General features: G+C 32.7%; 15 protein-coding genes and 2 pseudogenes. 9 read left to right on the top strand and 8 right to left on the bottom strand.

Translation table 11 applies throughout. The annotated features are described in order from the left end of the window. Positions 1–110: 110 nt before the first annotated feature. Positions 111–1742 carry a hypothetical protein gene (locus tag AAHN00_RS08295; RefSeq protein ID WP_342270985.1) on the top strand — a complete coding sequence of 544 codons (1632 nt, stop codon included), beginning with the start codon at positions 111–113 and terminating at the stop codon, positions 1740–1742. Position 1743: 1 nt separating this feature from the next. Here AAHN00_RS08295 and AAHN00_RS08290 read toward each other — a convergent pair whose 3' ends face one another. Further along, positions 1744–2232 (bottom strand): hypothetical protein, encoded by a 489-nt coding sequence (locus tag AAHN00_RS08290; protein WP_342270984.1) that lies wholly within the window; start codon positions 2230–2232, stop codon positions 1744–1746. Positions 2233–2268: 36 nt separating this feature from the next. Then, positions 2269–2976 carry an IS6 family transposase gene (locus AAHN00_RS08285; RefSeq protein WP_342270982.1) on the bottom strand — a complete coding sequence of 236 codons (708 nt, stop codon included), beginning with the start codon at positions 2974–2976 and terminating at the stop codon, positions 2269–2271. Between the two features lie 522 nt (positions 2977–3498). On the opposite strand from AAHN00_RS08285, the gene AAHN00_RS08280 reads away from it, so the two are divergent. After that, complete coding sequence (locus AAHN00_RS08280; protein ID WP_342270983.1) at positions 3499–3660, top strand: hypothetical protein; 162 nt, start codon at positions 3499–3501, stop codon at positions 3658–3660. A 99-nt stretch (positions 3661–3759) separates the two neighbouring features. Next, positions 3760–4467 (top strand): IS6 family transposase, encoded by a 708-nt coding sequence (locus AAHN00_RS08275; protein WP_342270982.1) that lies wholly within the window; start codon positions 3760–3762, stop codon positions 4465–4467. Between the two features lie 59 nt (positions 4468–4526). On the opposite strand, the pseudogene AAHN00_RS08270 reads toward AAHN00_RS08275, so the two are convergent. Continuing rightward, a pseudogene (locus AAHN00_RS08270) lies at positions 4527–4634 on the bottom strand (DDE-type integrase/transposase/recombinase); the annotation flags it as partial. A gap of 193 nt (positions 4635–4827) precedes the next feature. Between AAHN00_RS08270 and AAHN00_RS08265 the strand changes: the two are divergent. Then, positions 4828–5718, top strand: a complete 891-nt coding sequence (locus tag AAHN00_RS08265) for an IS982 family transposase (protein ID WP_342270981.1) — start codon at positions 4828–4830, stop codon at positions 5716–5718. On the opposite strand, the pseudogene AAHN00_RS08260 reads toward AAHN00_RS08265, so the two are convergent. The 5 genes and pseudogenes from AAHN00_RS08260 to AAHN00_RS08240 all read right to left on the bottom strand — a co-directional run. After that, positions 5714–5986: pseudogene (locus tag AAHN00_RS08260) on the bottom strand (IS6 family transposase); the annotation flags it as partial. The gene AAHN00_RS08265 and the pseudogene AAHN00_RS08260 sit on opposite strands and share 5 nt — an antisense overlap. 179 nt (positions 5987–6165) lie before the next feature. Next, the gene (gene hemA, locus AAHN00_RS08255) at positions 6166–7410 is read right to left on the bottom strand and encodes a 5-aminolevulinate synthase (protein WP_342270980.1); all 1245 of its coding nucleotides are present in this window, start codon (positions 7408–7410) and stop codon (positions 6166–6168) included. Between the two features lie 43 nt (positions 7411–7453). Then, positions 7454–9472: a DNA mismatch repair endonuclease MutL gene (gene mutL, locus AAHN00_RS08250; protein WP_342270979.1), complete on the bottom strand. Its 2019-nt coding sequence runs from the start codon at positions 9470–9472 to the stop codon at positions 7454–7456. Then, on the bottom strand, positions 9447–9620 hold the full coding sequence (locus AAHN00_RS08245) for a zinc-finger domain-containing protein (RefSeq protein WP_342272621.1): 174 nt from the start codon (positions 9618–9620) through the stop codon (positions 9447–9449). The genes mutL and AAHN00_RS08245 overlap by 26 nt, the downstream gene beginning before the upstream one ends. Before the next feature lie 96 nt (positions 9621–9716). Next, a complete protein-coding gene (locus AAHN00_RS08240) occupies positions 9717–10394 on the bottom strand; it encodes a phosphatase PAP2 family protein (RefSeq protein WP_342270978.1) in 678 nt (225 codons plus the stop codon). Positions 10395–10425: 31 nt separating this feature from the next. On the opposite strand from AAHN00_RS08240, the gene AAHN00_RS08235 reads away from it, so the two are divergent. From AAHN00_RS08235 to AAHN00_RS08215, 5 genes are all read left to right on the top strand, one after another. After that, positions 10426–11172, top strand: coding sequence for an MBL fold metallo-hydrolase (locus tag AAHN00_RS08235; protein ID WP_342270977.1), 747 nt, complete (start codon positions 10426–10428; stop codon positions 11170–11172). 93 nt (positions 11173–11265) lie between these two features. After that, the gene (locus AAHN00_RS08230) at positions 11266–11988 is read left to right on the top strand and encodes an amino acid ABC transporter ATP-binding protein (RefSeq protein WP_341751450.1); all 723 of its coding nucleotides are present in this window, start codon (positions 11266–11268) and stop codon (positions 11986–11988) included. Continuing rightward, the gene (locus AAHN00_RS08225; protein ID WP_342270976.1) at positions 11985–12710 is read left to right on the top strand and encodes a TIGR02281 family clan AA aspartic protease; all 726 of its coding nucleotides are present in this window, start codon (positions 11985–11987) and stop codon (positions 12708–12710) included. Before AAHN00_RS08230 ends, AAHN00_RS08225 begins: the two co-directional genes overlap by 4 nt. A gap of 322 nt (positions 12711–13032) precedes the next feature. Then, entirely contained in the window at positions 13033–13470 is a 438-nt protein-coding gene (locus AAHN00_RS08220) for a transposase (RefSeq protein WP_342270975.1), read from the top strand. Then, the gene (locus tag AAHN00_RS08215; RefSeq protein ID WP_342270974.1) at positions 13437–14354 is read left to right on the top strand and encodes a transposase; all 918 of its coding nucleotides are present in this window, start codon (positions 13437–13439) and stop codon (positions 14352–14354) included. Before AAHN00_RS08220 ends, AAHN00_RS08215 begins: the two co-directional genes overlap by 34 nt. The last annotated feature ends 48 nt before the right edge of the window (positions 14355–14402 follow it).

Raw genomic sequence — 14402 nt, 5'->3', positions numbered from 1 at the left:
CTGACTAATTTTATTTATTATAAAATTAGTCTTTAACCTTGTATAATTTGCTGTTAGACTCTCTTTTAAGATTAAATATGATAGGAGTCTATACCAATAGGTTATATATTATGACAGATGACAAAAAAGAATCTACGCCGTTTGAAAACCTTGAAAGTTCTGAGATAGGTAGTACTACAATTGTGCCTAAAGAGATAGAAATAGCTAATACCTTAGACAATCAAACAGTGCAACCCAAGCAAAGAAAAGCAGAGCTTTCCAAAAGCTTTGATGATATGGAGCTTGAACGTGAAAATAAATTAAAACGTACTCTCTCTCAAAAATCTGTAAAAAGTAAAGATGATTTACATATAATTGAGCAAGAGAAAAGTGAAAGATTAAAATCGGTTAAAACAAATGAAGTTAAAATTTCAGATGAATTTGCAAAATCTTTAGAACAGGAAAATACAGAACCAAAGACAGAATCAAAATTTAAGAGATTTTTAAATAAAATTAAAGCTGCTTGGGATTGGACAAAGAGTACGAGGCTTTTTAAAGGTATAGAGTGGCTGTTAGATACAAAATTGGCGAAGGTGCTATTTGCTAGTGCTATAGGTCGTACTGTTACAATTGCACTTGCAATAGTAACACTAGCTGGGGTTTCCCCTCCAGCAGCCTTGGCCGCGGCTGCAATAGCATTAGCTGGAGTAACTAGCGAAATAATAGTTGATGTTATCAAAACAAGAAGACTCCGTAAACTTGCCCAAGAAAATGACCTATTGATGCAAAATAGAGGGGACATAGACAAGCAACAATACTTACTACTACTCGATCCCAAATTAGCCAAGGCATTAGAAAATAAATTACATGTCCCAAATAATCATGTTCCAAATGACAAAGATAAACATTACCACTATGTAGATCCTAAAATAGAAATAGCATTTAGTACAAGCAAGTTCTTAGTTGATAATCTTCAAAATGCCGCTAATTTAGCGTCTAACATAACTGCTGCCATTAGTGGGAATCCTGTTAAGATTCTTACAGCACTAAAAAGTGGTGCACTTTCAGCTATTTCTATAGTTGAGTCAGGTGTAAAGGCAAAGGACTCAGCTAACTTTACTAACACATTGAAAATCAATATTAATAATGAACTCAGTAAGGGTGATGTCCCCTATTATGATTATGGCGATTTAGCAAAGTTACGTGAGATCACCCAAAAACAACATATCCAAACTGCAGCTTTGGCTGAATTAATGCAAGATAAGGATTATTTTAAGTTAACCGATGAGCAAAAACAAAATAAATTTGATATATATCAACAAGTTTTAACTGAACTGATGTTTGACAAAAATTATAATAAGTTAACCGATGAGCAAAAACGAGCTACACTTCATACAGCAGTCAATAAGTTTGAAGAAAAACCTAATGAAAAAGCAACTGAACCTGAAACTAAAGAAAAGAATAAAAGTAATAATATACTGACAGCAGCTGCAAAAGGTACACTAAGCCTTTTAAAAGATATAGGTAGGACACATAATCCTTTTTATGAACAACCTAAGGTAATAAGGGATTATAGCCCATTAACGAAAGCTATGGAGGCTGCTAAAAAATCTGCTAAAGAGATCGTAACACCTGAGGTTATGGCACAGTTACGGAAAAGTAAATCTGAACCAAATTTATTACAAGAAGAAGAGCGCTTTCTTCATCGGAAAAAACTGCAGAGAAGTAATTCTATAGATAACCATAATCAACATTCTATGTGACTCATCTAACACCCCTATTGTTCTTATTTACTGGTGGTTTTACTGGAGGAGTACTAGGAGGTGAAGTAATAGATGAAGTACTAGAACGCAAAGGTTTATGAGTATCATGCTCTGCTAAATTATGTCTTAGTCTTTTTGCCCTAGATACTTCTCTGCTTGTTTTTTGTTCTTCTTTTAACAATTTTGCTTTCTTTTGTGCCTGTATTACTGGTGCTAATATTTCTTCTCTTCTCTGCCTAAACTCCTCTATATTTTGTTGTTTAGGAGATGGAATATCTTGATTTTGTGAATTGTTCAAGAGTTCTTTAACAATATCAATAACCTTATCTATAATCTTTGCAAACCAGCTTTTTTCCGGCTTTATATCATCCAAAATAGCGTTTTCCTTTGGAACATCGGGTTGTTTATTATTATTGTTAATTTGCGGTTTAGATGGGTTCTGCTCCTGTACCTTACGAGAATTAGCGGTTTTGTCGCATCTATAAATCATACTACATCAAGATTGTTAAAACTAAGGTTTTGGACATTATGATGCCATTAACATAGCAAAATTCTCAAAAGTAGAAAGATTATCATTAGCTCCAATTATTTGTCTTTTTTGCATCATACGAATATTTTCTATACCGGTAATAGTCATTTCTGCAGAATGAAAACTCTTAAAACCAAGCATTGGCTTTGTACGTTTTTTGATAAACCTATGATCTTGTTCTACAAGATTATTCAGGTATTTGGTCTGAATAACCTTAATTTTATAATCTTTAGGAACTTCTGTATTCAAATCATTAAGAGCAGCCGTATTACTAGCGCTTTTATCAATTACTACTTTCTCAGGAAAATTATTCTCTCTAAAGGCTTTACGAAAAAATGCAAGTGCTGCAGGCTTGTCTCTATGCTTACGTAGCAGAAAGTCTACAGTATTACCAAGACTATCTAGTGCTCTATATAAATAAACCCATTTACCGTTTAATTTAATATAAGTCTCATCCATTCTCCAACTACTACCAACTGGCTTCTTTCTTTTTCTAACCACCTGATCTATCAATGGTACAAATTTTATAACCCATCTTTGTAATGTAGAGTGATCAATTTTTGCTCCCCTTATACTCATCATTTCTTCCAAATCTCGATAACTTAAAGAAAATCGGCATTTCATATAGACAAATAACATTATTATTTCTGGTGAAGAACAAAATCCTTTGAAATATGATAATAATCTTGCAGTAATACGAAACATCTTAACATCTTTTTTAGATCATTATATCAATCTTTTTTCTATTGTCCAACATATGCGACAGAACCTTTACGATGTATTGCCAATCATTTACACATCATGCCTAACTCTACATAAAAAAATTATCATTAAAAAACTTGCTAAACGATTAAAAAAAATCGTTAACAATAAGCTCATGTAAAAATTTTACTAAAACAGAAATTTTTCAATAAAATTGAAAACAATTTTTAATTTTAGTGCAAATATTAGAATTTTTTTTGTAAAAATTTTATTCAATCATAGATTATGGGGGGCTTTAAATATTTTTGGCGGACGGACTAGATAAGTTGATGGAAGAAATGCAGTCTGAAGTTAATTTAGATAATAAATCTGCTGAATTAGGTAAACGAAAAGATCAAGAAATAGAAGCTAGACTTAGTTAACCACTCTGCACTGCAAGTGCAGAGCTTAATATTACGGCATGAATGCCTCATGTATGTACTAACTTAAAAGTTAGAAACTATTTGTGTATGGCTCATTTAGAAAGTGTCACAACACAAAAAGAATATATCTGTGAAGTGTAAGATTTTGTTAAAAAATATCTGTATGATTCATTCTTATCTTTTCTTGATAAGATATTTAAAATTTATGTTGAAACGACGCACTGCAAGTGCGGGGTTTTTCTACCAAAGTGGGACAATAAATTAAAAAAAGATCCAACTCCAACTGTGGAAGGTCCAATGGTTCTGTCGCATATGTTGGACAATAGAAAAAAGATTGATATAATGATCTAAAAAAGATGTTAAGATGTTTCGTATTACTGCAAGATTATTATCATATTTCAAAGGATTTTGTTCTTCACCAGAAATAATAATGTTATTTGTCTATATGAAATGCCGATTTTCTTTAAGTTATCGAGATTTGGAAGAAATGATGAGTATAAGGGGAGCAAAAATTGATCACTCTACATTACAAAGATGGGTTATAAAATTTGTACCATTGATAGATCAGGTGGTTAGAAAAAGAAAGAAGCCAGTTGGTAGTAGTTGGAGAATGGATGAGACTTATATTAAATTAAACGGTAAATGGGTTTATTTATATAGAGCACTAGATAGTCTTGGTAATACTGTAGACTTTCTGCTACGTAAGCATAGAGACAAGCCTGCAGCACTTGCATTTTTTCGTAAAGCCTTTAGAGAGAATAATTTTCCTGAGAAAGTAGTAATTGATAAAAGCGCTAGTAATACGGCTGCTCTTAATGATTTGAATACAGAAGTTCCTAAAGATTATAAAATTAAGGTTATTCAGACCAAATACCTGAATAATCTTGTAGAACAAGATCATAGGTTTATCAAAAAACGTACAAAGCCAATGCTTGGTTTTAAGAGTTTTCATTCTGCAGAAATGACTATTACCGGTATAGAAAATATTCGTATGATGCAAAAAAGACAAATAATTGGAGCTAATGATAATCTTTCTACTTTTGAGAATTTTGCTATGTTAATGGCATCATAATGTCCAAAACCTTAGTTTTAACAATCTTGATGTAGTATGATTTATAGATGCGACAAAACCAGTGCTGCAGGCTTGTCTCTATGCTTACGTAGCAGAAAGTCTACAGTATTACCAAGACTATCTAGTGCTCTATATAAATAAACCCATTTACCGTTTAATTTAATATAACCTGAGTTTGACGTAAGCACCAAACAAAATGCTAAGCATTATGTAATAACATAAACAAACTGTTGGTGGTGAGCTATGGTAAAAATAAAACCTTCTTTTAAACTAGTGTGTTAGGAGAAAGAATATTTGAAAAGTAAGAAGGGAGGGATTATAAAGTTCTCGAATAATAACAACAAAATTGGAGAATATATTATGATCCCTCTTACGGAGATTTTCTGCTTAATTGATGATTTTTGCAAGCATTTTGATACGGAGCAAAATAAATATATATTACCAAATCCTAACCGTAAGCGTAAAGTAGTTTGCAGTATAGGACTCTCAGAGATTATTACTATTATAGTAATGTTTCACTTGAGTCACTACCGTACCTTTAAAGATTTTTATTTATGCTGCCTATGTCAAAGTTATAGAAAGGAATTTCCAAAACTTGTGAGCTATAGTCGTTTTATTCAGTTAATGCCAATGAGCTTCATGCCCATGGTGTTACTGCTAAAAAGCCTATCAGGAAAACAAACTGGTCAATATTATATCGACTCTACTAAACTTCCTGCTTGCCATAATTTAAGAATTAATAGACATAAAGTATTCAAAGACATAGCAAAAAGAGGTAAGACTTCCACTGGGTGGTTCTTTGGTTGTAAGCTACATATTGTCATTAACAGTTGCGGAGAGATTATGAGTTTTTCTTTAACTCCAGGAAATGTTGATGATAGAGCAGTGGTGGAAAATTTAGTAGATAAATTACAAGGCTGGCTTTTTGGTGATCGTGGGTATATCAGTAAAAAACTCACTCAATCCCTTGCTAATCAAGGTTTAGAACTAATAACAAAAATTAAAAGTAATATGAAAGAAAAAATAATAGATCCTATTAAAAAGCGGTTTTTAAATAAAAGGTATATTATTGAAACCATTAACGATCAACTAAAAAACCTTTGTCATATAGACCATACAAGGCACAGATCTGTTATGAATTTTCAAACTAACGTATTAGCTGGACTGCTTGCCTATGTTTTTAAGCCTAATAAAATTTCTGTAGCTTTTGGAAAATTAAACAATCTCAACCTTCCTCTTACATCAAACTGAGGTTAATATAAGTCTCATCCATTCTCCAACTACTACCAACTGGCTTCTTTCTTTTTCTAACCACCTGATCTATCAATGGTACAAATTTTATAACCCATCTTTGTAATGTAGAGTGATCAATTTTTGCTCCCCTTATACTCATCATTTCTTCCAAATCTCGATAACTTAAAGAAAATCGGCATTTCATATAGACAAATAACATTATTATTTCTGGTGAAGAACAAAATCCTTTGAAATATGATAATAATCTTGCAGTAATACGAAACATCTTAACATCTTTTTTAGATCATTATATCAATCTTTTTTCTATTGTCCAACATATGCGACAGAACCATTATTATTGCTACACCTGCTATTAAAATCATGGTTGATGACATAGTGGCAAGTAGGAATGGCATCTTTGGTAGTTAATGCTACTATGTACATTAACTACTGATTGCAGTTATACTACGCTGCAGGGTGTAAAGGTAATTTTATTATAGAGTAAGAATTGATTGATGGTGATATATCGAGAGTACTAAAAATTTCAACAAGGGCTGTAGTGAGGTCATGAATCATTTGGTCGGTATGGTTAGGTGTTGGGATGATTCTTAAACGTTCTGTGCCACGTGGTACTGTTGGGAAGTTAATATGCTGAACATAAATATTATAGTTATCTAGCAACATATTAGAGGCTTGTTTGGCTTTAATTGGATTGCCAATAATTATTGGTATAATATGGCTATCATTTTTAAAATAATTCACTTTAGCTTTATCAAAAGATTCTTTTACCTTGGCTATTACCTTTTGGTAAGTTTTCCTCTCTATATTATAATTTTTTAAATGACGAACACTGGCAGTTGCTGCTGAAGCAATAACTGGGGGTAGAGAGGTGGTGAATATAAAACCTGGTGCAGTAAGCCTTATAGAATCGATAATTTGACGATTGGCTGCAACATAACCACCAATAGTGCCATAAGCCTTACCAAGCGTTCCTTGGATCATATCAATTTTATCAGCACAGCCTTGAAGATCGGCAATGCCAGCACCATACTTGCCGTATAGACCCACTGTATGTACTTCATCAATAAAGGTTAAAGCATTATATTTTTTAGCTAAGTTCACTATTTTTTCTATGGGAGAAAATAATCCATCCATAGAATAAGCTGACTCAAAAACAATAATCTTTGGTCTATTAATATCCACTCCTTTGAGTAATTCTTCAAGATGTTGAATATCAATATGTCGATAAATATGTTTTTCAGCTTTTGAGTTACAGATACCGGAAATAATAGAAGCGTGATTTAATTCATCTGAGAAAAAAACTATATTAGGCATTATTTTTGCCAGTGTTGCAAGGCTAGTATCATTGGCAACATAACCGGACGTAAATACTAAAGCTGATTCTTTATTATGGAGGGTTGCTAGTTCTTGCTCTAATTCTATTATGCAGCTATTATTGCCGCCTATATTTCTTGTGCCACCAGAACCAATTCCATATTTGGTTGTAGCCTCTAGAGCAGCTTTGGTAACATCTGGATGCTTACTCATACCAAGATAATCATTAATACACCACATTACAATTTCTTTATCACCATGCCAAGCAGACGGAAAGTTATCTGCCTGCCTTTGAACAGGAACAAATTCACGATATCTGCCTTCTTGTTTAATTCTAGTTATGTGATTATCAAATATATTATTATAGTTAGACATTATATTATTTTTTTATACAGTTTAAAACCTACCTAACCTCAGGTTACCTACGTCCAAATAATCGCTCAATATCTTTGAGTTTGAGTTCGATGTAAGTTGGTCTACCATGATTACACTGACCAGAAAATGGGGTTTTTTCCATTTGTCTTAATAATTCAATTTCTTCAGAAGATAATTTACGACCTGCTCTGATAGCATAATGACATGCATAGGTTTCTGTAACATGTTCAATCAATTGAATCAAGGAAATATTTTCACCAAGATCAGATAAATTATCTGCCAAGTCTTGGATAAGTCGGTTTATATCGGTATTTCCAAGTAAGCTTGGACTCTCTGATACAATGATAGATCGCTCGCCAAATTTTTCTAGGCTTAAACCTAATTTAGAAAGATCATCCTTTCTATTATACAATAAATCAGCTCTTTTGACATCCGGTAATTCTACTATCTCAGGCATGAGTAATCGTTGCTTAATTAAGCCATTGTTACTTATCATTTGCTTAATTTTCTCATATCCCAAACGCTCATGTGCTGCATGTTGATCTACGATAATAATACTATCTGCTGTTTGTGATATTATATAAGTGCCGTGCAGTTGGGCTCTCGCTGCTCCGAGTAGCACATTAGGTTTTTTGCATAACTCTACTTCTGCTGGTAATTTAGGCAATGGTGCTAGACTCGAATCCATAACGGAATTTGCCATACTGCTTGAAGGATGAGGTTTCAATCCTCCTGCAGATTCCCTAGTAGAAGTGAATTTTGCAAGAGGTTTATTATTACAATCTAGGTCTAGGATATCATCCTCTAGCACTTCTACTTTAGCATGTGGGTCTGTCTTTATTAATTGTTGCTGAACATTAGAACTATCATTGTGCCTAGGAATGGTTAAATTTTGAGCCTTATAAGTACTGATATTATCAGATATACTTAAACCATTTGGATATACTTTGTTAGAAGAGGTATGGTTCTTTTGAAATGTCTTATTTGTTTTAACAAAATTACTAGTAGTAGTATTTCGAAAAAGACCTAAGGCAGTTGTGGCAACATTCGTTGACACCATATGACTTCTAGTGGCAAGGGCATCTTTGATAGAGCTTATCAGTAATCCCCGTATAGTATTTGGATCATGAAACCTTACTTCTGTTTTGGCAGGATGTACATTAACGTCAACCATGTGGGGATCTATCTGTAGAAACAAAACTGAAACTGGATGTCTATCCCGAGCTAAATAATCCTGATAAGCTAGTCTTAGGGCGATTTGTAGTAATTTATCCTTAACGGGTCTATTATTAACAAATAAAAACTGATCCTCAGCAGAAGCTCTATTAAAGGTAGGAATGCTGGTAAAGCCATATACTGATATTTCCGGTCTTTGTAGATTAATATGGACAGAATTTTCAATAAAATCATAACCCAATATATCAATTATTCTTTGCTTTAACAGATCATCAAAATTTCCATCTTGACCTTTTACTTTTATGATATTTTTGCCATCATGAGATAAATTAATACTGATTTTAGGATGAGCTAATGCAATTTTCTTGATTACATCAACCGAAGCTGCCAATTCAGTTTTATCAGATCTTAAGAACTTTAGTCTTGCAGGGGTGGCAAAGAATAAATCACGTATTTCAATCTTAGTACCCTCGTTATGAATGGTAGGTTTAATCTCTCTATTATGCCCACCGCTAAGTTGTATATGATAAGCCCTATCAGCCCCACGTGCCTTTGAAGTAATCAACATCTTACTTACAGAACCTATTGAAGGTAATGCCTCTCCGCGAAAGCCAAAAGTGTGAATATTTTGTAAATCTGACTCATCAAGTTTAGAAGTAGTATGACGTTCTACAGCAATTTTTAGATCTTCTTCAGACATGCCTATTCCGTCATCAGAAATAATAATAAGATTTTTCCCTGCTTGCTGTAAGCTTATATCTATCTTAGTGCTAGCTGCATCAATAGCATTCTCAACTAGTTCTTTTACCACCGAGGCTGGTCGTTCAATTACTTCCCCAGCAGCGATGCGGTTTATAGTACTATCTGACAGGAGTTTTATCTTCATTACTTACTAACACAAATGTTTTACTACAATAAGGACACACAATAGAGCCTTTGGTTGAATCAATCTCCAAATAAATTCTTGGATGATCAAAAAGTGGTTCTTTGCCAAAACATGATACGGATGTAGAGATAGTCTCAATAATTTCCATATTTTGCATAAATTTGAAGCTATATAAGAGTTTTTTAGTATCTTACTACTATAAAACATAAGTGAAATTTATTCAAAATAAAAATCACTAATTATATTAGTGGTCTAGAAAATAATGATATAATAGAGAAAGAATCCTTTCACCAAACCATTTTATTAAATTGTTGGTAAAAATTTTAAAAATCATTTTACTAACCACTATAATCATTATGGTGATAAGGAAACTATAAATAATATCAGCTGGGTAATGCATAGCAAGAGTAATACGTGAGACTGCCACTAATAAAACAATCAAAAAGGCTATAATTTTTTGCCACATTGTTATATATGACCAAATACAGTAAGATACCATTAATGCTAATCCGGAGTGACTGCTTGGAAAACTGGATAAACATCTTTCAACTTCAACTTCAACATTAGCAATTGTTACAAAACTATTAAGAGGTAATGAGCAAAATGGTCTAGGTATATTAACCGAAAACTTAAATAGAGCATAAGTACAACCGAATATAGCATAAATTATACCAATCATTACCATTTTATTATATATAGACCAAAATTTGATCTGACGCTGATTAAAATCTTGAATCTTTTTTAACTGGATATAGAAATATCCACAATATATAAAATAAACGATAGCAAAGTTGGTAATATTAAAACAATAAGAGATAATTTGTAGAATATAAGCTATTATGCTAAAATGGTTAGTAATTCTATTGATCCACAAGAATATCTCTTGATTAAGACCATGGAAATTATATAAAAGTTCAAACATTTTCAATTTCAATTTTGTTTGGTTTAAGTATATGCTACAAATAACAGTGCTAGGATGTGGCTCATCACTTGGTATGCCGATAATTAATTGTGATTGCAATATATGCAGTTCTACTTCAAGTTACAATAAAAGAACTAGATCATCAATATACATCGATGATGGTAATAGTCAAATTCTTGTTGATTTTGGTTTTGATATCAAGAATCAATTAATGCGAGAAAAGATTAAAAAATTGGATGGTGCTATATTAACCCATTATCATGCAGATCATGTTAACGGTATTGATGAGTTACGTGTATTTCCATTTTTCCAAAAAATACCACTAGAAATTTTTTCTGACAGTAGCACAGCATTGAAAATTGAGAATCGTCACCAACATTTATTTGCTCCAGATAAACTGATTGCAAGACCGGTAGATTTTTTTGCAAAATTTAAAATTAATACCATAGATGTACAATTCTTCAGACAACATCATGGTCCTATAGATAGTTTAGGTATTAGAATGGATGATTTTGTATATTCTAGTGATGTGCTAGCTTTTCCGGCAGAATCTAAACCATTCTTGAAAAATATCAATGTTTGGATATTAGACTGTATGGCGTATGAATCTAATGATTGCCATGCAGGATTAGATAAAATTTTACAGTGGAACGATGAATATAAACCTCAACAAATATTATTAACGAATATGAATCATTTTATTGATTACCATGAGATATCAAAAATATTGCCAAGTAATATAAAACCTCTATATGATGGTTACAAATTTATAGTTTAACAAACCTGAGTTACCCCAATTCGGGATAAAAATTAGTTAATTCTCATCCCGAATTCACGTAGGTCTATCAACTTTTCAAATTATTAGGAGTATATGATAATACTCGATAAGGTTTCAAGAAATTATGGCAAAACCTATGCTGTTAAAGATATTAGTCTTGAGTTCAAGAAAAAAGAAACTATAGCGATTATAGGATCTTCTGGTAGTGGTAAATCTACTTTATTGCGAATTATCAATGCTTTAGAAGTTCCCACCAGTGGGCATGTGTTAATCGATGACAAAAAATTGACGCAAAAAAATAAAAGGAAACTTTGTCTTAAAATTGGCATGGTTTTTCAAGCGTTTAATCTTTTTCCGCACTTAAATGTCCAAGATAATTTAATATATGCTCCTGTTAATATTTTAGGAATGAAGCAAATGGCTGCCATTGCTAAGGCAGAGAAATTATTAGAACAATTTGGTTTAAGACAAAGAATTACCGCCTTTCCTGTCAATTTATCTGGGGGACAGAAACAAAGAGTGGCGATTTGCCGAGCCTTGATGATGAATCCAGAAATAATGTTATTTGACGAGCCTACTTCAGCTTTAGATCCTGAAAATATTAAAGATATTATTGAAATTATCTCTTTATTAAAAAGTCAAATGACGATGATTGTTGTTACTCACCATATTAAATTTGCCAAAGCGATAGCGGATAGGATCATTTTTATGAATCACGGACAAGTTTTAGCTGATCAGCCGGCAGTAGAGTTTTTTGAAAAACCCAAATCTCATAGAGCAAGATTATTTTTAGAGAATATAGGTGATTTAATGTGAGTAATAAAAGTCTTATAAAGTTAATAATTATTCTATGCATTAGTATTGTCATTACTTTCTGTGCACGTAAACTAGTAGCTGCACAATTTGCTGCTTTTTCTTGGGATAACCAAAAAAGTATAACTTGTTTTATAATGATTTTGGTGATTATCAGTATAGTTTATAATTCCTTTAGTCAAAAAGGTATAAGGATACTCTCTATTCAATTATTAACTTGGGGCGGAATTTTCTTAATTATAATTACTAGTTATGCTTTCAAGTTTGAGTTAAATTACGTCGCTCAAAGAGTCATATCCGTACTAATACCATCATATACCGTACTAATACCATCATATAATTGGGTCAATAAACAAGGGGAGTTAGTGATTAGTCGTAGTAGCGATGGGCATTTTTATATTAATGCACTAGTAAATGGGGTAAAGATTAAGTTTATGATTGATACCGGAGCAAGTGATGTTGCCCTTACTACTAACGATGCTAAAATGCTGGGATTTGACTTATCAAAACTAAATTACACTAGAACTTACTCTACAGCTAATGGTACGAGTAGGGCTGCTCCCGTGAGATTAAATAGTGTTGAGATTGGTAGAGGAGCTTTTTTTAGAAATGTTGAAGCTCACATAGGTACTGGCGGTCTTGACGTATCGTTACTAGGCATGTCGTTATTAGAGCGTTTTAAAGGTTTCAGAATAGATCGAGATATGTTGATTTTGAGTTATTAGGTGTATCCTCTTCTAGGAAACAACTATCTAACATATTGATTTTCGAGCATTTTTGCTTCTTCCATTATGAACTTGATAGCACTTATCAAGTGTTAGCTCCTAACAAACTGCTTCTAATAGTTTGTTTTTACATAATGCGTAGTGGTGCTACTTTGAAGAATTGCGTTGTCGATATCGTTTTTGGTCTTGTAGTACCATTACTTAGTCTCCCCGTCAAAAGTCTAGAAGGATAATATATAATATGCTTAGCAGATAAAAATATATAGAGAATCCATAAGAAAAAGCTATAATATTGGCAAAAAACTTAAGGATTATCTGATTAATGCCGATAGAAAATATAACAAAGTTGCAAAGACAAGGACAACTTTTTGGTTACAAACTGACCGAAGAATTAAACCACAATAATAAATTATATAAATTAAGATCATTAATAAATTGGTCTAGTTTAGAGGAATGGTTGTCAGCAAATGTTGATATTAAGAAATTTGGTAGGAATCGCAGATGTCACCGCCTGTTACTTGGGGTGACTATGCTGCAAGCGATGTATAACCTGTCAGATGCAGCGACTGAGGAAGAGTTAAGAGAGAACGTATATTGGCAGTATTTTTGTGGTTGGGAATATTTGCAGAAAGATGCTGAAATATCAGAAGCTAGTATCCGTCGGTTTCGTACTATATTAGGAGAAGATGGCTACAATGAGATATTAAAGGAGCTGATAAGAATCGGATGCAAAGCAGGTGTAGTAAAAAAAAAGACTTAGCATCGATAATAGTTGATACTACTGTACAAATTAAGAATATTAAGTATCCCCATGATGTGTACTTGATGGATAAGGCAAGAATAGAGCTAGTAAAGCTATGTCATGCCTTAGGCATCAAGTTAAATGAAATATATGCCAAGCAATATAAAAGAGATATATTAAAATTATGGAAATATAAGGATAATAGTAAAGCCAAGAAGCGTAAGAAAATAATGAGGCATTTAAAAGTATTACTGGGTCGTTTAGTTAGGATATGTCAGCGAGAAATAGCTAAAGCAAAGTTAAGTTTATCGGCAAGACAACAAGAAATACTGAATAAGATAAAAAAGATACAAGTACAATCTATATTGAGTAAAGCAGAAAAAGAACAATATAAAGAAGAGAATAAAATATTATATAGTTTTCATGCACCGGAGGTAGAGTGCATTGGTAAAGGGAAATTAAACAAGCCATACGAGTTTGGTAATAAGGTTTCGATAGCAGTAAGTGGTCGGGGTAACTTTGTATTAGGGACAAAATCTTTTCATGGCAATCCATATGATGGGCATACATTATCGGAGACTGTAGAGATTGTAAAAGAATTAACAGGAGTTGAAGTAGCAAGAACCTTTGTTGACTCAGGTTACAAGGGGAATAATTTTAAGGAGAAGGGCAAAGTGTATAGCCCATATTGCAAGAAGAAACTATCGTCAGATGATAAGGCAATGCTCAAGAGACGGAGTGCCATAGAACCGATAATAGGGCATCTTAAAAGTTATGGTAGAGTTGGCAGAAACTACCTGAAAGGGGTAATAGGAGATGTCATTAATCCGTTAATTTCCGCTGTAGGATTGAACTTACGGTGTATTGCGAATCATTTACTCAAAACAAATTTTTCTACATAGAAATTAGTCAGTAAAAAAATAATCAAATAATTACAAAATCGTTAATAA

Origin of the sequence: Candidatus Tisiphia endosymbiont of Parasteatoda lunata (assembly GCF_964030955.1) — a bacterium.
Lineage (GTDB): Bacteria > Pseudomonadota > Alphaproteobacteria > Rickettsiales > Rickettsiaceae > Tisiphia.
The sequence above is the reverse complement of the archived record's forward strand: the minus strand, read 5'-3'. Positions and strand labels throughout refer to the sequence as shown.

Bases quoted from the DNA above. Each gene is read 5' to 3' on its own strand.
- AAHN00_RS08285 (WP_342270982.1), bottom strand. From the start codon at position 2,976: ATGTTTCGTATTACTGCAAGATTATTATCATATTTCAAAGGATTTTGT.
- AAHN00_RS08295 (WP_342270985.1), top strand. From the start codon at position 111: ATGACAGATGACAAAAAAGAATCTACGCCGTTTGAAAACCTTGAAAGT.
- AAHN00_RS08240 (WP_342270978.1), bottom strand. From the start codon at position 10,394: ATGTTTGAACTTTTATATAATTTCCATGGTCTTAATCAAGAGATATTC.
- AAHN00_RS08245 (WP_342272621.1), bottom strand. From the start codon at position 9,620: ATGGAAATTATTGAGACTATCTCTACATCCGTATCATGTTTTGGCAAA.
- AAHN00_RS08275 (WP_342270982.1), top strand. From the start codon at position 3,760: ATGTTTCGTATTACTGCAAGATTATTATCATATTTCAAAGGATTTTGT.
- AAHN00_RS08230 (WP_341751450.1), top strand. From the start codon at position 11,266: ATGATAATACTCGATAAGGTTTCAAGAAATTATGGCAAAACCTATGCT.
- AAHN00_RS08220 (WP_342270975.1), top strand. From the start codon at position 13,033: ATGCCGATAGAAAATATAACAAAGTTGCAAAGACAAGGACAACTTTTT.
- mutL (WP_342270979.1), bottom strand. From the start codon at position 9,472: ATGAAGATAAAACTCCTGTCAGATAGTACTATAAACCGCATCGCTGCT.
- hemA (WP_342270980.1), bottom strand. From the start codon at position 7,410: ATGTCTAACTATAATAATATATTTGATAATCACATAACTAGAATTAAA.
- AAHN00_RS08235 (WP_342270977.1), top strand. From the start codon at position 10,426: ATGCTACAAATAACAGTGCTAGGATGTGGCTCATCACTTGGTATGCCG.
- AAHN00_RS08265 (WP_342270981.1), top strand. From the start codon at position 4,828: ATGATCCCTCTTACGGAGATTTTCTGCTTAATTGATGATTTTTGCAAG.
- AAHN00_RS08215 (WP_342270974.1), top strand. From the start codon at position 13,437: ATGCAAAGCAGGTGTAGTAAAAAAAAAGACTTAGCATCGATAATAGTT.
- AAHN00_RS08290 (WP_342270984.1), bottom strand. From the start codon at position 2,232: ATGATTTATAGATGCGACAAAACCGCTAATTCTCGTAAGGTACAGGAG.